Annotated in this window: 22 protein-coding genes and 1 other RNA gene; 14 read left to right on the top strand and 9 right to left on the bottom strand. The window is 61.9% G+C overall.

The features are described from left to right. Nucleotides 1-203 precede the first annotated feature (203 nt). Both EKK30_RS04655 and EKK30_RS04650 read left to right on the top strand, forming a co-directional pair. A complete protein-coding gene (locus EKK30_RS04655; protein WP_290980983.1) occupies nucleotides 204-1625 on the top strand; it encodes a M17 family metallopeptidase in 1422 nt (473 codons plus the stop codon). After that, nucleotides 1622-2515, top strand: coding sequence for an NlpC/P60 family protein (locus tag EKK30_RS04650; protein WP_290980980.1), 894 nt, complete (start codon nucleotides 1622-1624; stop codon nucleotides 2513-2515). Before EKK30_RS04655 ends, EKK30_RS04650 begins: the two co-directional genes overlap by 4 nt. Here EKK30_RS04650 and EKK30_RS04645 read toward each other — a convergent pair. From EKK30_RS04645 to EKK30_RS04610, 8 genes are all read right to left on the bottom strand, one after another. After that, on the bottom strand, nucleotides 2484-3020 hold the full coding sequence (locus tag EKK30_RS04645; protein ID WP_290980977.1) for a hypothetical protein: 537 nt from the start codon (nucleotides 3018-3020) through the stop codon (nucleotides 2484-2486). The two genes, EKK30_RS04650 and EKK30_RS04645, sit on opposite strands and share 32 nt — an antisense overlap. Nucleotides 3021-3048: 28 nt before the next feature. Continuing rightward, nucleotides 3049-3687 (bottom strand): glutathione S-transferase family protein, encoded by a 639-nt coding sequence (locus EKK30_RS04640; RefSeq protein WP_290980974.1) that lies wholly within the window; start codon nucleotides 3685-3687, stop codon nucleotides 3049-3051. Nucleotides 3688-3706: 19 nt separating this feature from the next. Beyond that, on the bottom strand, nucleotides 3707-5338 hold the full coding sequence (locus EKK30_RS04635; RefSeq protein WP_290980972.1) for an ABC transporter ATP-binding protein: 1632 nt from the start codon (nucleotides 5336-5338) through the stop codon (nucleotides 3707-3709). Continuing rightward, entirely contained in the window at nucleotides 5338-6549 is a 1212-nt protein-coding gene (locus EKK30_RS04630) for an ABC transporter permease (protein ID WP_290981325.1), read from the bottom strand. The genes EKK30_RS04635 and EKK30_RS04630 overlap by 1 nt, the downstream gene beginning before the upstream one ends. Then, nucleotides 6546-7667 (bottom strand): microcin C ABC transporter permease YejB, encoded by a 1122-nt coding sequence (locus tag EKK30_RS04625; protein WP_290980969.1) that lies wholly within the window; start codon nucleotides 7665-7667, stop codon nucleotides 6546-6548. The genes EKK30_RS04630 and EKK30_RS04625 overlap by 4 nt, the downstream gene beginning before the upstream one ends. Then, nucleotides 7667-9568 carry an extracellular solute-binding protein gene (locus EKK30_RS04620; protein WP_290980966.1) on the bottom strand — a complete coding sequence of 634 codons (1902 nt, stop codon included), beginning with the start codon at nucleotides 9566-9568 and terminating at the stop codon, nucleotides 7667-7669. Before EKK30_RS04620 ends, EKK30_RS04625 begins: the two co-directional genes overlap by 1 nt. Nucleotides 9569-9572: 4 nt before the next feature. Continuing rightward, nucleotides 9573-11870, bottom strand: coding sequence for an extracellular solute-binding protein (locus EKK30_RS04615; RefSeq protein ID WP_290980963.1), 2298 nt, complete (start codon nucleotides 11868-11870; stop codon nucleotides 9573-9575). A 152-nt stretch (nucleotides 11871-12022) separates the two neighbouring features. Then, complete coding sequence (locus tag EKK30_RS04610; protein ID WP_366927319.1) at nucleotides 12023-12592, bottom strand: cytochrome c family protein; 570 nt, start codon at nucleotides 12590-12592, stop codon at nucleotides 12023-12025. 168 nt (nucleotides 12593-12760) lie between these two features. Between EKK30_RS04610 and EKK30_RS04605 the strand changes: the two genes are divergently transcribed. The 12 genes from EKK30_RS04605 to truA all read left to right on the top strand — a co-directional run bounded on the left by EKK30_RS04605 (nucleotide 12761) and on the right by truA (nucleotide 22974). Next, nucleotides 12761-13495: a 3-deoxy-manno-octulosonate cytidylyltransferase gene (locus EKK30_RS04605; RefSeq protein ID WP_290980961.1), complete on the top strand. Its 735-nt coding sequence runs from the start codon at nucleotides 12761-12763 to the stop codon at nucleotides 13493-13495. A 27-nt stretch (nucleotides 13496-13522) separates the two neighbouring features. Beyond that, nucleotides 13523-14434, top strand: a complete 912-nt coding sequence (locus EKK30_RS04600) for a prephenate dehydratase (RefSeq protein ID WP_290980958.1) — start codon at nucleotides 13523-13525, stop codon at nucleotides 14432-14434. Between the two features lie 131 nt (nucleotides 14435-14565). Next, an RNA gene (ffs, locus tag EKK30_RS04595) (signal recognition particle sRNA small type) lies at nucleotides 14566-14661 on the top strand. Between the two features lie 123 nt (nucleotides 14662-14784). Beyond that, the gene (locus tag EKK30_RS04590; RefSeq protein WP_290980955.1) at nucleotides 14785-16614 is read left to right on the top strand and encodes a DNA polymerase III subunit gamma/tau; all 1830 of its coding nucleotides are present in this window, start codon (nucleotides 14785-14787) and stop codon (nucleotides 16612-16614) included. A 38-nt stretch (nucleotides 16615-16652) separates the two neighbouring features. Continuing rightward, the gene (locus EKK30_RS04585) at nucleotides 16653-16973 is read left to right on the top strand and encodes a YbaB/EbfC family nucleoid-associated protein (protein ID WP_290980952.1); all 321 of its coding nucleotides are present in this window, start codon (nucleotides 16653-16655) and stop codon (nucleotides 16971-16973) included. 144 nt (nucleotides 16974-17117) lie between these two features. Continuing rightward, a complete protein-coding gene (gene recR / locus EKK30_RS04580) occupies nucleotides 17118-17723 on the top strand; it encodes a recombination mediator RecR (protein WP_290980949.1) in 606 nt (201 codons plus the stop codon). Between the two features lie 27 nt (nucleotides 17724-17750). Further along, complete coding sequence (locus EKK30_RS04575) at nucleotides 17751-19115, top strand: MATE family efflux transporter (RefSeq protein WP_290980946.1); 1365 nt, start codon at nucleotides 17751-17753, stop codon at nucleotides 19113-19115. An 88-nt stretch (nucleotides 19116-19203) separates the two neighbouring features. Further along, nucleotides 19204-20178, top strand: a complete 975-nt coding sequence (locus tag EKK30_RS04570; RefSeq protein WP_290980944.1) for an NAD-dependent epimerase/dehydratase family protein — start codon at nucleotides 19204-19206, stop codon at nucleotides 20176-20178. 48 nt (nucleotides 20179-20226) lie between these two features. Then, complete coding sequence (gene def / locus EKK30_RS04565) at nucleotides 20227-20733, top strand: peptide deformylase (RefSeq protein WP_290981319.1); 507 nt, start codon at nucleotides 20227-20229, stop codon at nucleotides 20731-20733. A gap of 84 nt (nucleotides 20734-20817) precedes the next feature. Then, the gene (gene fmt / locus EKK30_RS04560) at nucleotides 20818-21753 is read left to right on the top strand and encodes a methionyl-tRNA formyltransferase (RefSeq protein WP_290980941.1); all 936 of its coding nucleotides are present in this window, start codon (nucleotides 20818-20820) and stop codon (nucleotides 21751-21753) included. A 77-nt stretch (nucleotides 21754-21830) separates the two neighbouring features. Continuing rightward, a complete protein-coding gene (locus EKK30_RS04555) occupies nucleotides 21831-22145 on the top strand; it encodes a hypothetical protein (protein ID WP_290980938.1) in 315 nt (104 codons plus the stop codon). Nucleotides 22146-22212: 67 nt separating this feature from the next. Then, a complete protein-coding gene (gene truA, locus EKK30_RS04550) occupies nucleotides 22213-22974 on the top strand; it encodes a tRNA pseudouridine(38-40) synthase TruA (protein WP_290980935.1) in 762 nt (253 codons plus the stop codon). Here truA and folE read toward each other — a convergent pair. Then, a complete protein-coding gene (gene folE, locus EKK30_RS04545) occupies nucleotides 22961-23554 on the bottom strand; it encodes a GTP cyclohydrolase I FolE (RefSeq protein ID WP_290980932.1) in 594 nt (197 codons plus the stop codon). The genes truA and folE overlap by 14 nt on opposite strands. Between the last annotated feature and the right edge of the window lie 78 nt (nucleotides 23555-23632).

Raw genomic sequence — 23632 nt, 5'->3', positions numbered from 1 at the left:
TCCGTGGGATGATTCGCAAGCTACCCGGCGAATCGATGAGACCGTCAGTTTCTGGGCCAGGGGTCAACAAACGCTTAAGGTTTGCCCCGGACCTGTGATACCTGCAAACGCCGAAGCCACCCGTATCTGTGGTGCAACTGAATAAGTTGGGACGGGACGGCCAATCGGCTTCGGAATGCCTGAGAAAAGCGAACGAGAGACTTATGGTTGAGACGAAAGCCTGGTCGGCGGCGGAGATGTTTGCGCTTGGTGCCTCTGATGCGAGCGACATTCCGATCCATTTTATCGGTTCCGACGGCGGCGAAAAGAATGGTGCGCTCGACGCTGCGCAACAGGCGTGGCTTGCCGCGCAAAGCTTTTCAGGCAGCGCCAAACGCGCGGTCCTCATTCCCAATGCCGAAGGCAAGCTCGCGGCGGTGGCCTTCGGAACCGGCAATGGACAGCAAGGCGAGCCCAGCGGACCGTCGGAGCTTTTGACGGGGTTGCTCGGCGCGTCGCTGCCCGCAGGCACCTACCGGATCGCATCAGAACTCTCGCAGACTGATCTTGCGGCGCTCGCCTGGGGGCTCGGCGGTTATTCGTTCACGCGGTATCGCAAGAGAGAGGGTAACGGCGCGCGCGCAAAATTGAGGCTGGCTGAAGCTGGCGCCTCCGGCGTCGTCAATACGGCCGAAGCGGTTTGGCTCGGGCGCGATCTTATCAACACGCCGGCGTCCGACATGGCACCAGCCGATCTGGAAGCAATCGCGCGGGAACTGGCGGATCGGCACGGCGCCAAGATCTCGGTGATCATCGGCGATGATCTCATTGCGAAGAATTTTCCGCTCATTCACGCTGTCGGCAGGGCGAGCCCGCGCGCGCCTCGCCTCATCGACATGACATGGGGACCTGCGGGCGCTCCGAAGATCACGCTCGTGGGCAAGGGGATCAGCTTCGATACCGGCGGTCTCGACATCAAGCCCGCAAGCGCCATGCTTCTGATGAAGAAGGACATGGGCGGTGCGGCGACGGCGTTGGCGCTGGCTCACATGATTATGGGGCAGAAGCTCAACTGCCGCCTGCGCGTTCTGATCCCGACGGCGGAGAACTCGGTCGGCGGCGATGCCTTCCGTCCGGGCGACATCCTCAACAGCCGGTTGGGCCTCAGCGTCGAAATCGGCAATACCGATGCGGAGGGGCGATTGGTGCTGGCCGATGCGCTGGCCCTCGCCGACTCCGAGGAGCCGGATTCGATTTTCGTTTTTGCCACGCTGACGGGTGCGGCGCGGACTGCGCTCGGGCCGGACCTGCCAGCGTTCTTTACGGATGACGAAGGCTTGGCGCAGAGCTTGCCACCGCTTGCGGCGTCAATCGGCGATCCTGTCTGGCGGCTGCCGTTGTGGGAAGGTTATCGCCGCAATCTCGACAGCGACATCGCCGATATCAACAACGTCTGGGAATCGCCGTTTGCAGGCGCGATAACAGCAGCGCTGTTTCTGAAGCGGTTCGTCAGCAAGGCGCGGCGCTTTGCACATTTCGATCTTTATGGCTGGCGTCCGGCGGCGAGACCTCTTGGTCCGAAGGGCGGTGAGCCGCAGACGGCGCGAGCGGTGATGGAACATCTCAAGCGAGAGCTGACATCGTGACCACGGGATTGCCGCCGCGCCCCACCGGATCGCTTGATCCGCGGCGCAACGCCTTCCGCCCCGATCTTGCGGCGCAGTCGCTGGAAGGCGTGGTGCGGGCGGAGCGTTTTGTTGCGGGCGAACCCGGTTTCGTGGTTCGCGCATCCGTTCCGCTTCGGAAAACGCCGGAACCGAGCCGTGGGTTTGAAACCGAGGTGTTGTTCGGCGAAAGTCTCACGATCTTCGAAGACGTGAACGGCTGGAGCTGGGTGCAACTCGCACGGGACGGGTACGTGGGCTATGTGGCCTCCGACGCAATCCGCCGTGGAATCAAGCACGCGACGCACCGTATACAAACGCTCGGCACGTTTCTTTACGGTGTGCCGAATATCAAGTCGCCGCCGATCATGCATCTTCCCCTCAACGCACAGATCGCGGTCCGCAGCGGGGATGAGCAATTCCTGGAGCTTGACGGTGGCGGCTTTGTCTTTGCGCGACATGCGGCATCCGGGGATCGTTTCGCACGCGATTTCGTCGAGATCGCCGAACGGTTCGTCGGCACGCCGTATCTCTGGGGCGGACGGACGCGGATCGGCATCGATTGTTCGGGCCTCGTGCAAACATCGCTTCACGCAGCCGGCGTTCCGGCTCCGCGCGACAGCGATATGCAGCAGGCCGAGCTTGGCGACAACGTGCTCGTCGGAGACGATCTTGAGGGTCTTGCGCGCGGCGACCTGGTGTTCTGGAAGGGGCACGTCGGCATCATGCTCGATGGCGTGCTGATGGTTCATGCCAATGGCCATCACATGCTGACGCTGGTCGAAACGTTGCCCGAAGCTGTCTTGCGGATCGGCAAGACCGGAAGCCGTATCAGTGCGATCAAGCGTCTGCGAGGATATTCGCACCGCTGACGCGGGTGTTTTCCGGGCTGCGCCGATACGGCAGGTAGCGATGCGTGCGCCACTCTTCGTCGGTGCTTGCGGGCGAAAGCCTTCTCTCCTCGATCCAGTCCCAGCCCGGAGCCAAGGCGACGCGCATGGCGACCGCCACGAGCGCATCGGTCATCGTGCTGTATTTCGAGATCTTCTCGACCTGGCCCGCCTCGATCGCGCGGACGAGGTGGGGGAAAAGCTCGAACCGGTCGACGGGAAGCCTCGTGTAGGCTTCGTTCGCGAGCTTCAGGTTGAAGGTCTGATCGGCGCAGATCATCAGATCGAAGGGGCATGCAGCCGCGAGGTTCGGCATGACGATCGCGCGCCAATAATTGGGCTTGGCGGTCACGCTGACCGCCGCGCATTCCCGTAGTCGTGCGGCGCTTGCCTCGATCTCCACAAGCGTCTGCTCTAGGCGGTGGCGGAAAACGTCATCGGGAAGCATCGCGGATCTCGTGTCGATGATTCGGATCATCGACAGCATAGCCGATCCTCCGCCTGCGGAAAGCCTTTCAGGACGCGAGCTGACGGGCGAGGGCCTCGTCTTGCTCGAACGCGCGCTGGAAGGCGGGACGCGAAGTCAACCGCTCGACGTAGCTCTTGAATTCGGGCTTGTCGGGCAGAAGCTTGAACATCGTGAGCCATCGGACCGCGCCGCCCAAAACGACGTCGGCGGCGGAGAAACGTTCGCCCAGAATGTAGGGGCCGTGGCTTAGCGCCGTTACGATCCCGTTCACGGTGTCGTCGTAGGTGCCATAGCAGAGCGCAGATGCGGGCATGCCGCCGGGTTCAATGTTGCGCGCCTTGTCCATGATCGCCGGCTCGACGTCGGCGTGATTGAAAATGATCCATCGCAGGTAGGTGCCGCGCGCCGGATCTTCGAGCGTGGGAGCAAGGCCGGCTTCGGGAAAAAGATCCGCGAGGAAAATCGCAATGGCGCCGACCTCGGTTACGGGCACGCCATCCGCCGTGAGGGTTGGAACCTTGCCCATCGGATTGATGGCGAGAAATTCCGCGGTCTTGTGTTCGCCCTTCTTCATGTTGAGCACTTTGAGCTCATGAGGCGGGGAACCCAATTCCTCCAAGAGCCAGCGCGTACCGAACGAACGCGTTTTCGGGGCGTGATAATGGACGAGCTTCGGCACAGCCATGAGGTGCTATTCTCCGCGGTCAGCTCGCGAGCGCGCCCCGGTACGCGACCTTGATGTCGAAGGCGGCGGCAAGCAGAGCCTTGGTATATTCGTTCTGCGGCTTTTCGAAGATGTCGCGCGCGGGGCCCTCCTCGACGACCTTGCCGTTGCGCATGACGATCACGTAGTTGCACAGCGCGCGGACGACCTTGAGATCGTGGCTGATGAAGAGGTACGCGAGGCCGTTACGTGCCTGCAGGCCGCGCAGAAGATCGACGATCTGCGCCTGCACGCTCATGTCCAGCGCGCTTGTGGGTTCGTCGAGCATGACGAACTTGGGCTTCAGGACCATTGCGCGGGCGATGGCGATACGTTGGCGCTGGCCACCGGAGAATTCGTGCGGATAGCGATCCTGCGATGCGGGATCGAGCCCGACTTCCTTCAGTTCGGCGCCAACGCGTTCGCGACGCTGTTCCTCGTCCATCTCGGGGTTCTGGATGATCAGGCCTTCTTCGATGATCTGCCCGACAGTGAGGCGCGGCGACAGGGAGCCGTAAGGATCCTGGAAGACGATCTGCATTTCCTTGCGCAGCGGGCGCATCTGCTTGTTCGTCAGCCCGTCGATGCGGTTGCCGATATAGGCGATCGGCCCTTGCGATGAGATGAGGCGCAGAATGGCAAGGCCGAGCGTCGTCTTGCCGGAACCGGATTCGCCGACGACGCCGAGCGTCTCACCGGAACGCAGTTTCATCGACAGTCCATCGACGGCCTTTACGTAATCGACCGTTCGCTGCAGCCAGCCCTGCTTGATGGGAAACCAGACCTTGAGATCGTCCGTCTCGACGACGACGGGACGCGAAGGATCGGTCGCCGGTGGCATCCCCTTGGGTTCGGCTTCCAGAAGATGCCGGGTGTAGGCGTGTTTCGGGGCGGTGAAGATCTCTTCGGCGGTGCCTGTTTCAACAATGTCGCCGTTGCGCATGACGTAAACGCGCTCGGCCATGCGGCGCACGATGCCCAGATCGTGCGTGATCAGCAGCATCGCCATGCCGAGTTCTTTCTGGAGCGATCCCAGAAGCTCGAGGATTTGCGCCTGGATCGTCACGTCGAGCGCGGTGGTCGGCTCATCGGCGATGAGGAGATCGGGCTTGTTGGCGAGAGCGATGGCGATCATCACGCGCTGGCGCTGGCCGCCGGAAAGCTCGTGGGGATAAGCGCCAAGCCGCTTCTCGGGATCGCGAATGCCGACCTTGGTCAGAAGCTCGATGACGCGCTCGCGCGTCGTATCATCGGGCAGTGCCTGGTGAAGCCGGATGATCTCGCCCACCTGCTTCTCGATCGTGTGAAGCGGATTGAGCGATGTCATCGGTTCCTGGAAAATGATGGAGATGCGGCGACCGCGAATGTTGCGCAGCTGCGCGCCGTTCATCTTCAGGATGTCGCTGCCTTCGAACAGGATCTCGCCCGTGGGATGGGAGGCCGAGTTCGGAAGAAGGCGGAGGATCGACATGGCCGACACGGTCTTGCCGGAACCGGACTCGCCGACGAGGGCGACGGTTTCACCCTTGTTGATGTGAAACGAGACGCCGTTGACGACCTGCGTCAGGTTCGGGCTCTCGCCGAAAGCGACGGAGAGATTGCGCACGTCGACAAGGGGAAGCGCGTTTGTCATCAGTGCTTAGCCCTGAACGATTTGCGCGGATCGAGCGCATCGCGCACGGCCTCGCCGATGAAGATCGCAAGCGACAGAATGATCGATACGGAGATGAAGCCGGAGATGCCGAGCCATGGGGCCTCGAGGTGCTTCTTGCCCTGAAGCAGCAGTTCGCCGAGAGACGGCGAACCCGGCGGCATGCCGAGGCCGAGGAAGTCCAGCGCGGTCAATGCGGCGATACCGCCGGAGAGCTTGAACGGCAGGAAGGTCAGCGTCGCGACCATCGCATTGGGCAGCAGATGCTTGAACATGATCTGCCAGTCGGAGAGCCCAAGTGCGCGGGCGGCGCGGACGTATTCGAGATTGCGTCCGCGCAGGAACTCGGCGCGCACGAGGCCGACGAGCGAGGTCCAGCTGAAGATCATCAGGATGCCGAGCAGCGTCCAGAAGCCGGGAATGAACAGCGACGACAGGATGAGCAAGACGAAAAGCTCTGGGATCGAGTTCCAAATCTCCAGTAGACGCTGGAAGATGAGATCGACGCGGCCGCCGAAGTAGCCCTGGACCGCACCGGCGACGATGCCGACTGCGGAAGAGACGATCGTCAATATCAAGCCGAACAGAACGGAGATGCGGAAACCGTAGATGATGCGGGCGACGACGTCGCGGCCTTGATCGTCGAGGCCGAGCCAGTTGGTGTTGCCAAGCTCGTTGAAGCGCGCGAGCTGATCGGCCGGCGCATCGCAAAGCTTGAGCGACGTCGACCAGGGAGGTGGTGCCGGATATCCAAGGCAGACGCCGTTGTCGCCGACGCGGCCGGGATAATCCTTGTTGATGGTCGCATAGGAGTAGCGGATCGGCGGCCACAGCATCCAGCCGTTGGCTTTGATCTCGTTCTGAATGTCGGGCGTGCGATAATCGGTGATGGCGAGGAAGCCACCGAACTTTTCTTCCGGATAGTCGACGAGCACGGGGAAGAGGAGTTCGCCCTTGTAGCTGACGATCAGCGGCCGATCGTTGGCGACCAACTCGGCGAAGAGCGATACCACGAACAGTGCCGAGAAGACGACGAAAGACCGATAGCCGATCTTGTGGGCCTTGAACCGTTCCCAGCGGCGCCGGTTCACGGGCGACAGGTGGAACGTGCGTTGCCACCAGGATTTCTTCTTCCTCGCTTCCGGCGTTTCGACGATGTCGGCCGGCGTGTCGGCTCTCTGATCCATCCTCAGACCTCGCGCGATTCAAAGTCGATGCGCGGATCGACTAGGGTGTAGACGAAGTCGGAGAGAATGCCGACGAGAAGGCCGACAAGCGAGAAGATGTAGAGCGAGGCGAAGACGACGGGATAGTCGCGCTTCTCGATGCTTTCGAACGACAAGAGGCCGAGGCCGTCGAGAGAAAAGATCGTTTCGATCAGCAGCGCGCCGGAGAAGAAGGCGCTGATGAATGCGGACGGGAAGCCGGAGATGACGAGCAACATGGCGTTGCGGAATACGTGGCCGTAAAGAACCTGATGCTCGGTCAGGCCCTTGGCGCGCGCGGCGACCACGTATTGCTTGCGGATCTCATCTAGGAACGAGTTCTTGGTGAGGAAGGTCATCGCCGTGAAGGAGCCGACCGCCATCGCGATCATCGGCAATACAAGATGCCAGAGGTAATCGGTGACTTTGCCGAAGAAACTCAGCTGGTCCCAATTGTCGGAAAAGAGCCCGCGCGAGGGAAACCACTGGAAAAACGACGAACCGGCGAACAGGATCAACAACAGCACCGCGAAAAGAAATCCCGGGATCGCATAGCCGACCACGAGCACGGCGCTCGACCAGGTGTCGAAGGGTTCGCCGTCGCGCACGGCCTTGCGAATGCCGAGCGGAATGGAAATGAGGTAGGTCAGCAGCGTCATCCAGATGCCGAGCGAGATCGATACGGGCAGCTTCTCCTTGATGAGCTGAAGAACGGAGACATCCCGGAAGTAGCTCTTGCCGAAATCGAAGGTCAGGAAGTTCTTCATCATCAGATAGAAGCGCTCGGGCGCCGGCTTGTCGAAGCCGAACTGCTTTTCGAGGCTTTTGATGAAGGCCGGGTCGAGGCCCTGGGCGCCGCGGTATTTCGACGTGATGGAATCGCCGCCGCCGACACCCAGCTGGCTATTCATGCCGGAGTTGCCGAGGGTGTCGCCACCGCCGCCGCTCATGCGGCTGACGATGGAAGACGACTGTCCGGTCAGTTCGGCGATCATACGCTCCACGGGTCCACCCGGTGCGAACTGGATGATGACGAACGAGAACAGCATGATCCCGAGCAGCGTCGGGATCACCAGGAGCAGGCGCTTTAAAAGGTATACGGCCATCAACGGGTCGCCGGTTGTTGCGTGGGCTTTGCTTCAGTTGCGCCGGAACTCAAGGCTGCGGCCTTCTGCGGATCAATCCACCAGGTGTCCAGCACGCCGTTATCATACTTCGGCTGAATGGCAGGACGCGAGAACTTGTTCCAGTAGGCGACCGAGTATGCGGGCTTGTACCAATGCGGAACCCAGTAGCGCTCGGCGCGCAGGATCCGATCGATGGCGCGTGTTGCCGTCGTCAGCTCGGCGCGAGACTTAGCCGCGATGATCGTGTCTATCAGGGCGTCGATGACGGGATCGCATATTCCTGCGAGATTGAACGAGCCGTCGGCCTTGGCTGCGTCGCAGCTCAGGAATGTGCGCATGTCGACGCCGGGCGTGAGACCTAGCGAGAAGCGCTGCGTCGTGACGTCGAAGTCGAACGATTTCAGACGCTGCTGATATTGCGCCGGATCGACAAGCCGCCACGTCGCGTCGATGCCGATGCGCTTCAGGTTTTGCGTATAGGGCAGCGTGATGCGTTCGAACTGCGCTTCGAAGTCCAGGAATTCGATCGTCAGCTGCTCGCCTTTATCGTTGCGAAGCTTGCCGTCGGGGCCGGGTTTCCAACCGGCGCTGATCAGAAGGTCGCGCGCCTTCTTCAGGTTGTCGCGATTGTTGCCGCTGCCGTCGGTCACGGGCGGAAGGTATGGCTCGCCGAAGACTTCGGGCGGCAGCTTATTCTTATATGGGTTCAGCAGCGCCAACTCGTCCGGGCTCGGCGGCCCGACGGCTTTCATGTCGGAGTTTTCGAAGTAGCTCGTGGTGCGCTTATAGAGCCCGTAGAACAGCTTCTTGTTCGACCACTCGAAGTCGAAGACAAGATCGAGCGCGGCCCGAACACGGGGGTCTTTGAACTTGTCGCGGCGCGTGTTGATGAAATAGCCCTGGGCGCCCGAGGGACGCCGATCCGGAATGAGTTCTTTGATGAGGCGGCCGTCACGCACGGCCGGGATATCGTACTGCGTCGCCCAGCCGAGACTTGAGAATTCTTCGCGATAATCGAAGCCGCCGGACTTCATCGTTTCGAGCTCGATCGTGCGATCGCGATAATAATCGAGCCGGATCTCATCGAAGTTGAAGCGGCCCTTGTTCACGGGCAAATCTTTCGCCCAGTAGTCGTTCCGGCGTTCGTAGGTGACGGAGCTGCCGGGATTGAACGTCTTGATGCGATAGGGGCCGGAGCCAAGCGGCGGCTTCAACGACGTCTGATCGTAGGGCTGTGTCGCGTAGTACGCCTTCGGCAGGACGGGCAACTGCGCGACGAGAACGGGGAGGTCGCGGACTAGCGTGCCTTGGAAGGTGTAGCGCACGGTTTCGGGATCGAGCGCTTCCGCCTTCACGACATCGCGGAGGGGCTGGGAATACTGCGGGCGCGTCGCGGTGCTTTTCAGAAGGCTCAGCGTGTTGACGACGTCGTCGGCTGTGACCTGTGAACCGTCGGCGAACTTCGCTTCGGGCCGGAGCTTGAACGTCACCGACATGCGGTCAGGGGCAACTTCGGCGGACTTGGCGATAAGGCCGTAGACCGCATCCGGTTCGTCCTGCGCGCGCGCCATCAGGCTATCGTAGAGGTAGTCGAGATCTTGAGCCGCATCGCCTTTGACGATGAACTGATTGAACGAGTCGAATGTGTTCACGTCGGCGGTGCCCATCGTCACCATGCGGCCGCCCTTGGGCGCTTCGGGATTGACGTAGTCGAAATGCTGAAATCCGGGCGGATACTTCAACTCGCCGAAGATCGACAGGCCGTGACTCGGTTCGGCTGCAGCGTCACTAGTGATTGCCGCGCAGAACAGCGTCGCGATCGCGCCGACGAGGCGCAACGCCGCCCCATCAACCTTCCATGATCGAGGAAATCGCAGCACCAGGTCACTTCCCCTTCGCGGCCTGGACAGCTTTCGCTTTGTCCGCGTCGAACCACCAGACCTGGGTGAGTGCTGACCCTTGCGACGGCAATTTCGCGGGACGGCCGAAAATGTCCCAATAGGCGATGCGGTCGTAGGGATAATACCAGTGCGGCACGACGTAGTAGTTCCAGAGCAGGACGCGGTCGAGGGCATGCGTGGCTGCAACGAGGTCATCGCGGTCCTTCGAATAGACGATCTTGTCAATCAGGTGATCGACGGCAGGACTCTTGATGCCGATGATGTTGCGGCTGCTGTTCTTATCCGCAGCCGCCGACCCCCAGAATTCGCGCTGCTCGTTACCCGGCGAATTCGACTGCGGGAAACTGCCGACGACGATGTCGAAGTCGCGGTTGTCAACGCGCTGCTGATACTGAGCGTCATCGACGTTACGCACCGTCGCCTTGATGCCGAGCGCCGCCAGGTTCTGAACGTACGGCAGAATGATGCGCTCGAACGTGTCCCCGTTGATCAGGAACTCGACCGTCATCTGATCGCCCTTGTCGTTGCGGAGAACGCGCGCCGTTGAAGCCGACGATAAGCCAACCGCCTGCTTGATCTTGCACCACGTGCCGCAATTGGGATCGGCAACGGCTTCGCTGCGGATCTTCCAGCCGGCGGCTTCGAACAGCTTCAGGGCTTCCTGCTGATGCTTGCGATAATCGCCTTCCTGGTTGTTCACCGGGTTCGTGTATTCCCCGGTAAAGACCTCCGGGGGAACCTCGTCCTTGATCTCGTTCAGGATCTCGAGTTCGCGGCCCTGGGGGGCGCCCTTCGACTGCAGGTCGGAATTGGCGAAATAGCTGTTGAGGCGAACGTAGGCATTGTTGAACAGCGACCTGTTCGCTTCCTCGAAATTGTAGAGCAGGTTGAAGGCGTGGCGGACTCGCGGATCCTGGAACTGCGAACGCCGAATGTTGAAGGCGAAAGACTGCATCCCCGCGACGCGCTCGACCGGAACCTCCTCCTTCTTCACAAGGCCTTTCTTCAGAGCGTCGAAGTTATACTGCGTCGCCCAAGCCGAAGCGCGGTTCTCGGCCCAGGAATCGATCCTGCCGGACTTGAAGTCCTCGAAGGCGGGCGTGCGATCGCGGTAGTAGGTAAAGTCCAGGATGTCGAAGTTCTGCTGGCCCTTCATCACAGGCAGATCTTTTGCCCAGTAATCGGGAACGCGCTCGAAGACGATCTCGCGGCTGGTGTCGACGGACTTGATCTTGTAGGCGCCGTTTCCGAGCGGGGGTTCGACTGTCGTTTCGCCGAGGCTACGCGGCGTGCCGTCGGCGCGCTTGCCTTCCCAATACGCTTTGGAGACGACGCTCAGCTCACCGACGATCATCGGCAGCTCGCGGTTACCTGTTTTATCGAAGGTGAATTTCACCTCGTGGTCGCCGGTCTTCTCGGCCTTGACGACGTTCTTGTAATAGAACGCGTAGAACGGATTGACCTTCTTGAACTGGTCGAAGGAGAAGATCACGTCTTCCGGCGTGATCGGCGTGCCGTCGTGGAATTTCGCTTCGGGGCGCAGTTTGAACGTCACCGAGGAGAAATCGGCGGGATAGGAGGCGCACTCGGCGATCAGACCGTACTCGGTGCCTGGTTCGTCGGGGCTCGTCGCGAACAGGCTGTCGTCGATGAGGCTCAAGCCCACCGCCTGAACGCCCTTGTCGGAAAATCTATTCAGAGTGTCGAAGGTGCCCTCCGCCCAGGAGTGCAAGGTTCCGCCCTTTGGGGCATCCGGGTTGACCCAATCGAAATTCTTGAAATCCGGGCCGTACTTCGGCTTGCCGACGAGCGACAGCGCGTGGTGGCATTCGGCATCGGGCGCGGCTGCGGCTTCGGCGGGCTTCGGCGCTTCCGCTGGAGCAGCGGCAGGCGCGGGACTTGCGGCCTCCGCGGGGTTCGGCGCAGGCGCCGGAGTTGCCGCCTCAGCCGGGTTGGGAGCTGGCGCGGGCGTCGCGGCCTCGGCAGGCTTTGGCGCTTCGGCGGGAGGCGTAGCTTTGGCAGGCTTGGGTGCGTCGGCCGCGGGCGTGGCTTCGGCAGGTTTTGGAGCTTCAGCGGCAGGCGATGCTTCAGCGGGCTTTGGAGGTTCGGCAGCAGGCGGCGCTTCCGCCGGCTTGGCGGTGTCAGAGGCGGGAGGGCTTGAGGCGGGCGCCGCAGCTTCCGGCGGTTTCGGAGCGTCCTGAGCGGCTGCCATGTTCGACAGCGCCGGGAATGTCATCAGCGCCAGCGCGGCTACAATCAACGGCGTCAGGCGCATCTGCATCTTCAACTTCCGTCCTTCCAAATTCTTGCATCCGGGCGAAGACTAACATGGCTTCAAGACGCGGGGATAAGTTCGCGTCCCGGACACAAAACGACCCCGCCAAGAGCCGGCAGGGTCGCAAACTTTTCTACCCATAGCGAGTTAAAACGCCGTCATTTTGGCAGGGGAACAGGCGTATCTGCAAGAGTCGCCAAGTAGGCGATTACGTCTGCTTCATCGGAGGGCGAACCAAGGCCGTTGAACAGCATTTTCGTGCCCGGAACGAACGCCTTCGGGCTGTGCAGAAATTGCGCAAGCTGATCAAATGACCATTCGCCGCCCTTCTTCTGCATGGCCTCCGAATATTGGTAACCGGGATAGCTGCCCTTCTTACGGTTGACGACATCCCAGAGGTTTGGGCCGACCGTCGGCGCCTTGCCCTTTTCGGCGACGTGGCATGCTTGGCATTTCTTGAAAATGGCTTTGCCGTTATCGGCATTGGCCTTGGAAAGAAGCGCGATGACGTCTTCGCCGTTTGCGGCAGCAGGAGCGGCGGCAGCGCCTTCTGCCCCGCCAGCGGGTGCAGCGGCAGCTTCCGCAGGAGGCGCTGCAGGCAACGTATAGCCCGGCTTCTCCGGGTGGTGCCCGACATTCATGTCGATGATGGTTCTGGTGCCGAAGATCAAAAGTAAGGCCGATAGAACGGCGCCGGCGAGTTTCGTGAACTCGAAACTGTCCATCATGTCTCAGCTCCTTGGACGGTCAATTTCCCCCATACGCGCAATTCAAGGTGACTAGATCAATTTGCGGTATATAAGCTCCGCCACCCTGCAAGCGCGTCGTCGTTTTTGTGTGAATGTCGATAGCGATATCGGGGCGATTTGTCACCCGAACAAAAGAATACGCTCGCAGTGCCCCAAGAAGCTCTCGTTCTCATTCCCGCTCGCATGCAGGCGACGCGTCTTCCCGGCAAGCCGCTCGCCGATATTCACGGATTGCCGATGATCGTGCATGTCTGGCGGCGGGCTATGGAAGCCAAAGCCGGACGCGTCGTCGTGGCAACCGACAGCCGGGATATCCTCCAGGCCGTCGAGGCGGCCGGCGGAGAAGCGGTGATGACGCGCGATGACCACGCGTCGGGTTCGGACCGCATTCATGAAGCGATCACGACGCTCGATCCCGCGGGGCAGGCCCAGATCATCGTCAATCTCCAGGGGGATTTGCCGACGCTCGACCCCGCGCTGGTGACCGAATGCATCGCGCCGCTCGCCTCGGGGGCAACCGATATCGCGACGCTCGCCGCGGTCATTTCGGAGGACGAGGAGAAGACAAACCCCAACGTCGTGAAGGTCGTCGGGACGCCGATCGGCGAAAGCCGCCTGCGCGCGCTCTACTTCACGCGCGCGACGGCGCCCTACGGCGAGGGCCCGCTTCATCACCACATCGGCATTTACGCCTATCGGCGCGAAAGCCTCGAACGGTTCGTGGCCCTGCCGCAAGGCACACTCGAGAAGCGGGAAAAACTTGAGCAGTTGCGGGCACTTGAGGCCGGAATGCGGATCGACGTCAGCGTCGTTGACACCGTTCCCCTCGGTGTCGATACTCCCGCCGACCTCGAGCGCGCCCGCCGCCTCATAGCGCCCTAACGTTTATCTTCCCGGACAACCAACGCCATGACCAAATCTCCAGGTTCCGAAGCCGGAGCCTTCAAAATCTCGTATCAAGGCGAACCGGGTGCCAATTCGCATCTTGCGGCCCGCGAGGTCTATCCGGATGCCGAAAGTGTCGCGTATCCGACCTTCGAGGACGCGCTTGCGGCGGTGAAGACCGGCGAGGCGACCTACGCCATGATCCCGATCGAGAACTCGGTCGCGGGGCGCGTCGCGGATATCCATCATCTCCTGCCTGAGGCTGGGCTCTACATCGTCGGCGAGCACTTCCTTCGTGTCCGCCACCAGCTGATGGCTAAGCCAGGCGCCAGCCTTGCCACGATCAAGCGCGTGATGAGCCACACGCAGGCGCTCGGTCAATGCCGTGCGACGCTCCGGAAGCTCGGGTTGAAGCCGGTTCCTGAAGCCGACACGGCGGGCTCGGCGCGCCTCGTCTCGGAAGGTGACGATCTGACGACGGCTGCCATTGCTTCGCGGCTGGCGGCGGAGATCTACGGGCTTGAGATCCTCAAGAGCGATGTCGAGGATCAGTCGCACAATACGACGCGATTCATCATCCTCGCCAAAGAGCCCGATGACGCGGAGCCCGGCAACGGGCCGGTGATGACGACATTTCTGTTCCGGGTCAGAAACGTGCCCGCCGCGCTCTACAAGGCGCTGGGCGGATTTGCGACCAACGGCGTCAACATGACGAAGCTCGAGAGCTATCAGGAGGAGGGCACGTTCAACGCTTCGCGCTTCTTCGCCGACATCGAAGGACATCCCGTCGACCGCCCCGTGCAGCTGGCGCTCGAGGAACTGTCGTTCTTCTCGACCCAGACCCAGATCCTCGGCACCTATCCGGCGAGCCCCTATCGCAAGGAAGCGGCTGAGCTGGCGGCGAACGGGCTCGTGTCGATCAAGCGGTCGGTTTGATCCTAACGGTCGGTCGGCATTGGCCAAGCATGGTGAGCCGGTCAAGTCGGTTATCCCCGCAGAATTGCTCCAACTTTTCACGCCGGGCTGCCTGAGGGTTGTAGTTTTCCTCTGGCCAGCCCATTATATCGACGGGCTGGCGGCGGACGAGTTCGTCGCCAACCGGGTCAGGTCCGGAAGGAAGCAGCCCTAACGATCAGAAATCGGGTCGTTCGCCAGCCTTTCTACTCGCTCATGAGCGGTACTCGGATCGCACGCGTTCCGGCGCTCTCCGCGGGGGCGCGGTCTCGTTTTCGGAGATCTGGCGCGGGTCGCCTTGCTCCCTCGGGCGGATGTTGGCGCAGGGATTAATGGCGAAGAAAAAATCAGACTCCCCCGAGAACGAAGCGTCTTCCGGCTCCGAGCCATCGAAGCCGTACGTCGTCCTCGCGCGCAAGTACCGCCCGGCGACGTTCGACGATCTCATCGGACAGTCGGCGATGGTGACGACGCTGCGCAACGCGTTCGCGTCAGGCCGGATCGCACAGGGCTACATGCTGACCGGCGTGCGCGGCGTCGGCAAGACAACGACGGCGCGTATTCTCGCTCGCGCCTTGAACTACGAAGCGCCGGGCTACGACAAGCCGACGATCGACATGCCGGGCCTCGGCGTCCACTGCAAAGACATCATGGAGGGCCGTCACCCGGACGTGCTCGAAATGGACGCCGCTTCGAACACCGGCGTCGACAACATTCGCGAGATCATCGAGAGCTCGCAATACACCCCGCTTGTGGCGCGCACGAAAGTGTTCCTCATCGACGAGGTTCACATGCTGTCGAAAGGCGCATTCAATGCGCTCCTGAAGACGCTTGAGGAGCCGCCGTCGCACGTGCGCTTCATCTTCGCGACGACGGAAATTCGCAAAGTGCCCGTAACGGTGCTGTCGCGGTGCCAGCGTTTCGACCTGCGCCGCGTCGAGCAGCCTGTGCTGGCGGCTCATTTTCAGAAGATCGTTGGCCTTGAAGGCGCGCAGGCGGATGCGGACGCGCTCCAGCTTATCGCGCGCGCCGCCGAAGGTTCGGTGCGCGATGGCCTCTCCATCCTCGACCAGGCGATCGCCATGGGCGAGGGGCATGTAACGGCGACGAAGGTTCGCGACATGCTTGGGCTCGCCGATCGCGCGCGCATTTTCGATCTCGCTGAGAGCCTCTTCAAGGGCGACGTCGCTGCCGCCATTCGCGGTTTGGAATCGCTGCATCGGGATGGGGCGGAAGCGGCCGAGATCGTCGCCGATCTCGCCGAGGCGGTCCATGCGATCGCGCGGGTCAAAGCTGTCGGCGAGGAGCCCGCCGGCGAAGCGCTTACGGCCGAAGAGAAGGCGCGCATCGCCAGCCTCGCGTCGCGCCTGTCGATGCCGTATCTGGCGCGGGCATGGCAAATGCTCGTCAAAGGCTATGAAGAGGTCGCGCGCGCGCCCAATCCGCGGGTTGCGGCCGAGATGGTTCTCATTCGTCTGGCCTACACGTCCGATCTGCCGACGCCGGATGAATTGATCAAGACCCTAGGAGGCGGCGCGGTCGCACAACGGCGTCCGGCCCTACCTGCAGGTGACGCACCCGCGAGCGAGCGGACGCCGCTCAATGCCGCCACCCGACAGCCCATCGCGCAGAATGATGCCGACGAATTCGGCGATGCCTTCGAGTTCGATGACGGTCTCCCGGCTGGCGAAGAGGAGAGCGAGGACGAACTCGCGATCGAGGGCGGCTCATCCGTTTCCGCAGCGGCGATGAAGTCTGATCCGCGTTCCTTCGCCGATGTCATCGCGCTCGTCGGCGAGAAGCGCGATGCGAAGCTCAAGATCCACCTCGAGGATCACGTCAGCCTCGTGAAGTTCGATGCTGTTGCTGGTTCGATCGATATCTTTCTTCTGCCCGATGCGCCTGCGGAGCTTGCGAACGATCTGCGCGAGAAGCTCAATTCCTGGACCACGCGCAAGTGGGTCGTCGTACTTTCGAAGGAGGCTGGCGCTCCGCCTGTCGGTGTCGTTCGTAGAGAACGTGAAGCGCAAGAACTGCAGTCGCTGAAGGAACATCCGGCGGTGCGCGCGGTGTTGGAAGCCTTTCCCGATGCGAAGATCGCCGAGGTGCGGCGGATCGCTGGGCGTGAGACAGATACGGACAGTGAGAGCGAAGCCGTTTAAAGATTGAACCGGATTCGGCGACGTGCCGCGAGGATGAAATGAAAGACATTATGGGAATGATGAAGCAGGTGGGCCAGATGCAGGCGCGCCTGAAAGAAATGCAGGATGAACTCGCACGCGCCGAGATCGAGGGGCAGTCCGGCGGCGGTCTCGTCCACGTGACGGTCGATGGCCGGGGCGAGCTCAAGAAAGTGCGGATAGATCCCAGCCTTTTGAAACCGGAAGAGGTCGAGATCCTCGAAGATCTGATCGTTGCGGCTTCGACGGACGCGCGGGCAAAGGTCGATGGCATCATGCAGTCGAAGATGGCCGAGATCACCGGCGGCCTGCCGATCCCACCCGGCTTGAAGCTTTTCTAAGCCGCACCTATTCAACGTCATGGCCGCGCTCTGCGCGGCCATCCGTAACAAACAACTCAAATGTAGATCGCGCGGCTCTGGATGGCTGGGTCAACTCCGGCCATGGGGTAATCAAGAACTGGCGCGATAAATTGGGACCGGAGCATGGCCCGCAAAACGGCAGGTCCTGAGATCGAGCGGCTTGTGCAGCTTTTGGCGCGCATGCCAGGGCTTGGTCCGCGTTCGGCGCGAAAGGCTGTGCTTGCGCTCCTGAAGCGGCGAAACGATCTGCTGCTGCCGCTTGCCGATGCTCTGCAGCAGGCGATCGCAAAAATCGCCGAGTGTCCGGTTTGTGGAAACCTCGATACCGTATCGCCGTGCAGCGTTTGCGCCGATCCTCGCCGCGACCCCAGCCTGATTGTCGTCGTGGAGGAAGTCGGGGATCTCTGGGCGCTCGAACGGGCGAGCATCGTGTCGGCTCGCTATCATGTTCTTGGCGGACACCTCTCGCCGCTGGATGGCGTCGGGCCAGAGCAGCTCAATATCGGAAATCTGATCGCGCGCGCGAAATCGCCTGATGTCAAAGAGATCCTTCTCGCTTTGAACGCGACGGTCGAAGGGCAATCGACGGCGCATTACCTCTCCGACCAGCTCCAGGGAACCGACGTGACGGTGTCCCGTTTGGCGCAGGGCGTTCCTATCGGTGGTGAACTCGACTATCTCGACGACGGCACACTGGCTGCCGCATTCAAGGCGCGACGCAAACTATAGGCGAAGGACGCCGGAAACGTCAGGCAAATGGCCGAAATCGAAATCGTCCGGAGAGGCGGTGAAGGTCCGAAGTTCGTAACGGGGTCGCTCCTTCGCCACATTCTCGCGATGACGGCTGCGGGCGCCATCGGCCTGATGGCGATCTTCGTCGGCGATCTTGCCAACATCTACTTTCTTTCGCGGATCGGCGACGATGCGATCGTCGCCGCCGTGGGCTATGCGAGCTCCATTCTCTTCTTCTCAACGTCGATCGGCATCGGGCTTTCGATCGCGGCGACATCGCTTGTTGCGCCGGCACTCGGAGCGCAACGACGTGCTCGGGCGCGGCGGCTGACGGCGAATGCTCATGTTCTGGCATTCGCTTTTTCAGCGATCGCGAGCCTTCTTCTTTGGCTCACGGTCGGCCCCGCGCTTCGTCTGCTTGGCGCCAGCGGAAGAACATTCGATCTCGCGAGCTTTTATCTCGCCTATCTTCTTCCGACTTTGCCATTCCTAGCGCTGGGCATGACCTCGTCGGCGGTGTTGAGGTCGGTCGGCGATGCGCGGCGCGCCATGAACGTCACCCTTTGGGGCGCCATCGCCAATACGATCCTCGATCTGATCTTCATCGTACATTTCGGATTGGGAATTGAGGGAGCGGTCCTGTCCTCGGCCATCGCCCGTGTCGTGATGATGGGTGTCGGTCTTTGCGGCGTCGTTCGCGTGCACGACCTCATGGGCCGTTCGAAAATCGCGACGCTTCGGCAGGACGTCTCGCCCTATTGGCGGATTGCGCTGCCAGCGGTGCTGACCAACGTCGCGCCCGCCGTGGGCAATGCCTACATCACGCACGCGATTGCGCCATTCGGCGATGCGGCCGTGGCCGCTTGGGCGATCATCGGCCGGATCACGCCAGTGGCTTTCGGCGCGATCTATGCGCTTTCGGGGGTGGTCGGGCCAATCCTGGGGCAGAACTTCGGCGCCCGCGCGCATACGCGGATGCGCGACGCCTACACGCTGTCGCTTCTCACCATGGCCGCGTTCACCGGTGTCGCCTGGTTGCTGCTCGCAGCACTCGCCGGCCCACTCGCGAGCCTGTTTCATGCGACAGGCGAAATACGACAGCTGATCGTGTTTTTCTGCCGGTGGCTCGCGCCCTTGTTCGTCTTCCTCGGAGCGGTTTTCATAACGAATGCAGTGTTCAACACCCTCGGGCGGCCACATCTTTCGACGCTGCTCAACTGGGGGCGGGCGACTGTCGGTACCGTGCCGTTCGTGATCTGGGGCGGCCAGTTGTACGGCGCGGAGGGGGTGCTCGCTGGGAATATGGTGGGCGGCATCGCCTTCGGTTTGATTGCCATATTGGCAGGCTATCGTCTCATCGCGCAGGTTGGGGAAACGATGAGGCTCTGACCGGCGTGGCGTTGCGCTTCAGTGCGGCGGGGACCTAGACTCGATCCCCGAGTCGATCAGTGTGCTTGGCGATTAGCGGAGAGCCAGTGTGGGCATCGCCCAACGCATTCTCGTGACCGGCGCGTCGGGCTTTATCGGTCAGCATGTCGTTCGCGTGCTGGCGGAGCGCGGCTATAGCGTCAGGGCGGCTGCCCGGCATCCGATCGTGTTCGATAGCCCCAGGGTCGAAGGCGTCGCGGTCGGCGACATGTCGCGTTCGTTCGCGGCGGAATTCCTCGTCCGTGGCGTCGATGCCGTCGTGCATGCGGCGGGCCTATCGCATGCGCGATCGGATTTGCCGGCCGCCGCTTATACTGCGATCAATGTGGATGCAACTCGCCAATTGGCCCGGGCGGCGCGTTCGGCGCGTGTGAAGCGGTTCGTGCTGATGTCGTCCATCCGTGCTCAAGTTGGCGTCACGCACCCCGACATCGTGACCGAGGAAACGCCGGCTGCCCCAACGGATGCCTATGGCCGCTCGAAACTTGAAGCCGAGAAGGTCATGGCGGCCGCGCTCGAAGGATCATCGACGAGGTGGACGGTTCTGCGGCCGGTGCTCGTTTACGGTCCCGGCGTCAAGGGCAACATGGCTGCGCTCATGCGTATTGCCGGGCTGCCGGTGCCACTGCCGTTCGGCGCACTCAAGGCGCGGCGCTCGCTTGTCAGCATCGATAATCTTATCAGCGCGGTGCAATACGTGCTGCAGACCCAAACCGCTGAGAACACGGCGTTTATCGTAGCCGACCGAGACGCATTGACGATGGCGGACATCATCAGGGCATTACGGCGCGGAATGGGCCGTTCGCAGCTTCTGCTGCCGGTCCCGGATTCCTCGCTAGCGGGGCTGTTGAGGCTCGCCGGAAAAGCCGATTTGGCGGACCGGTTGATGGGTGATTTAGTGGTCGACGCCGCTAGGCTTAGGCGGATCGGGTGGGCGCCGCCGGAAACCGCCGCGGATGCGCTTGCAGCCTCCGCCACTGCCATGCGTCCGGCTGTCCGGGGCCAGGAAGCAGCAACGTTATAGAGACGCACGCCATTGACCGCGACAGCGGCCTTTCATATGTCAGGCGCCATGGCCGTACTCCCGATTATAACCATTCCCGATCCCGTTCTGCGCAAGATCTCCGATCCGGTCGAGCGCGTGGACGAGGCCGTCGTCAAGCTGATGGACGACATGCTCGAGACGATGTACGCGGCGCCCGGCGTCGGCCTTGCCGCGCCTCAGGTCGGCGTGCTCAGGCGCGTTCTCGTTCTCGACACCTCCGAAGAGGGGGAGCCGCCCAATCCGATCGCCATGGCGAACCCCGAACTGATCGCTATCGGTTCGACGACGCGGGTGCATGAAGAGGGCTGCCTGTCGATTCCGGACGTGCGGGTCGATATCGAGCGCCCCGCGGAGGTGACGGTCCGCTTCATTGATCGGAACGGCAACGAGCAGGAGCTCAAAGCCGACGGCCTGCTGGCGACCGCAATCCAGCATGAGATCGATCATCTCGACGGTCAGCTCATCATCGACTTCCTGTCACGACTGAAGCGCGACATGATCATCCGGAAATTCAAGAAGCAGGCACGAACCTAGTTCCCCGGCGCTGGCGACTCCGCTGCGCGGAGCTAGCCGCCAGCGGCAATCTGGGTCGTTGCCTGCGCCAACCAATGGGCTTGCATGCCGCTCAAGATCGTTTTCATGGGAACGCCGGATTTTTCCGTGCCCGTGCTCGATGCGGTCGTCGCGGCGGGACACGACGTGCTTGCCGTCTATAGTCAGCCGCCGCGTCCGGCGGGGCGTGGCATGGCGGAAGTGAAATCGCCGGTGCATCGTCGGGCCGAGGCGCTCGGCATTCCGGTACGTACGCCGGTCAATTTCAAGTCCGATGAGGATCGGTCGGCGTTCGCGGGGCTCGAAGCCGACGCCGCCGTCGTCGTGGCCTATGGTCTTCTGCTGCCGAAAGCGGTTCTCGATGCGACCCGTCTCGGCTGCTTCAACGTGCATGCCTCGAAGTTGCCGCGCTGGCGCGGTGCGGCTCCGATCCAGCGCGCGATCATGGCCGGCGACACGTTGACGGCCGTCGATGTCATGCGCATGGAGCAGGGTCTCGACACCGGCCCCGTTTGCTTGGCGCGGGATATTCCAATTCCTCCTGAGATGACCGCGGGTGAACTTCACGACGCGCTCTCGCAAGCTGGCGCGGCGCTCATGAGGGAAGCGCTCGAGAATCTCGAAGCTGGCACGCTTCAGTGCGTGCCGCAGTCCGCTGAAGGCGTGACCTATGCCGCCAAGATCGACAAAGGTGAAACCCGCATCGACTTCGCCATGCCAGCGAAATCTGTCGTCGATCATATTCGCGGGCTATCGCCGTTTCCGGGCGCATGGTTCGAAGTTTCGCTTGGGGGCAAGGCGGAGCGGATCAAAGTGCTCGCGGCCAAGGAGGTCAGCGGGTCGGGGGAGCCCGGCATGTTGATCGACGATGCTTTGACGATCGCCTGCGGGAGCGGCGCCGTTCGCGTCGAGAAGCTGCAAAGGGCGGGCAAGCAGCCGATGGCAGCGGCGGACTTTCTTCGCGGGACGCGTCTTCCGGCGGGAAGCCGGCTCGGCCGTTAAGGATCTCGCATATCTCGGCTGCACGTCGGCGCGCTTGGGGCTACAACCCATGTTGGTCGGTTGTTGTGAGTGCGGCGATGTTTGCGCGTATCCTTTTTTCCTTGGCGTCGATGGCTACTCTTGCGAGCGCGGCGGCGGCTGCGGATTTCGGTGGGCCGGACCCATCGGCGCGTGGTCAGACCGTGCCTGGCGCTTACGTCAGAATGGAGCACGGCGTCCGCGTGATACGCCCGATCCCTTGGGATCCCGCCTGGGTCGCGAACGAAGAGACACCGATCCCCGGCGGCGTGGTCTATCACGGCGCTGCTTTCTACCGTGCCCCGCATGGATCGACGGCCAAGGTTGGGCACAGATCCCAATCTGGTCCATCCAACAAGGCGCCGTTCGAATAAGCAGCGTTGAGGCGCCGCGGTGGAACGGTTAGGGATGGCCGCACTCGTTCCGCATCACCGAGCTTGAATGCCACGCTTCCGCATCACCATCGAATACGACGGCACGTCTTTTGTCGGCTGGCAAAGGCAGGCTCAGGGTCTTTCGATCCAGGGGCTGCTCGAGGACGCCATCGCCAAGTTCAGCCATGAGACCGTTGGTGTTCGCGGCGCCGGTCGCACGGATGCGGGCGTGCATGCGCTGGGACAAGTGGCGCATTTCGATTTGAATAAGGAATGGGCTCCGGGTCGCATCCGCGACGCGATGAATTTTCATCTGCGGCCGCATCCGATCGGGGTCGTCGCCTGTGCGCAAGTCGAAGCGGATTTCGATGCTCGCTTCAGTGCGATCCAGCGACACTATCGCTATCGGCTGCTGACCCGCCGCGCGCCGCCTATTCTGGATCGCAATCGCGTGTGGTGGACGATGCAGGAACTCGACGCGGGAGAAATGCACGAAGCCGCGCAGTCTCTCATCGGCAAGCACGACTTCACGACCTTTCGGGCAGCCCAATGTCAGGCCGCGTCACCGGTCAAAACGCTCGACATGTTCGAGATTACGCGCGACGGCGACGAGATCGTATGCCGTGTTTCCGCGCGTTCGTTCCTGCATCACCAAGTGCGATCGATGGTCGGCAGCCTGAAGCTCGTCGGCGAAGGAAAATGGAACCGCCGCGATCTCGAGGCCGCGCTCGCGGCGCGCAACCGGGAAGCTTGCGGGCCCGTCGCACCTGCGGCGGGCCTTTATCTTGTCGCGGTCAATTATCCCACGGGAGAGGTCAGGACGTTTTAGTGTCGTCGGTCACCATCGCCAAGAACTCCTGGCGGGTGATAGGGCTGTCACGGAAGACGCCGAGCATGCGGCTCGTCACCATGTCGGTGCCAGGCTTGTGGACGCCGCGCGTCGTCATGCAATGATGCTCCGCCTTCAGCACGACCGCGACGCCCTGCGGATGCAGCACGTTCTGAATGGTATTGGCGATCTGCGCGGTCATCTTCTCCTGGATCTGGAGCCGCTTCGCGTAAGCGTCGACGACGCGAGCCAGCTTGGAGATACCGACGACGCGGCCATTCGGAATGTAAGCCACCCATGCGCGGCCGATGATCGGCGCCATGTGGTGCTCACAATGGCTCTCGAAACGAATGCCACGAAGAACGATCATCTCGTCGTAGCCTTCGATCTCTTCGAAGGTCTTGTCGAGAATGGTTTCAGGATCTTCGCCGTAGCCGCGGAACCATTCCTCGAACGCCTTCGTCACGCGGGCCGGAGTTTCGATCAATCCGTCGCGGGTGGGATCGTCGCCCGACCAGCGAATGATGGTTTTCACCGCATTTTCGACGTCGGCGCGCGTCGGTTTGTTATCTGAATTCATCTGGGTTCTTACTGTTCTGATCGTTGTGACGCCGATGGGCCATGAAGGAAACGCCCTTATAGCCCGGTCGGATTTACG

Origin of the sequence: Hyphomicrobium sp., assembly GCF_003987855.1 — a bacterium.
Classification (GTDB): domain Bacteria; phylum Pseudomonadota; class Alphaproteobacteria; order Rhizobiales; family Hyphomicrobiaceae; genus Hyphomicrobium_B.
The sequence above is the reverse complement of the archived record's forward strand: the minus strand, read 5'-3'. Positions and strand labels throughout refer to the sequence as shown.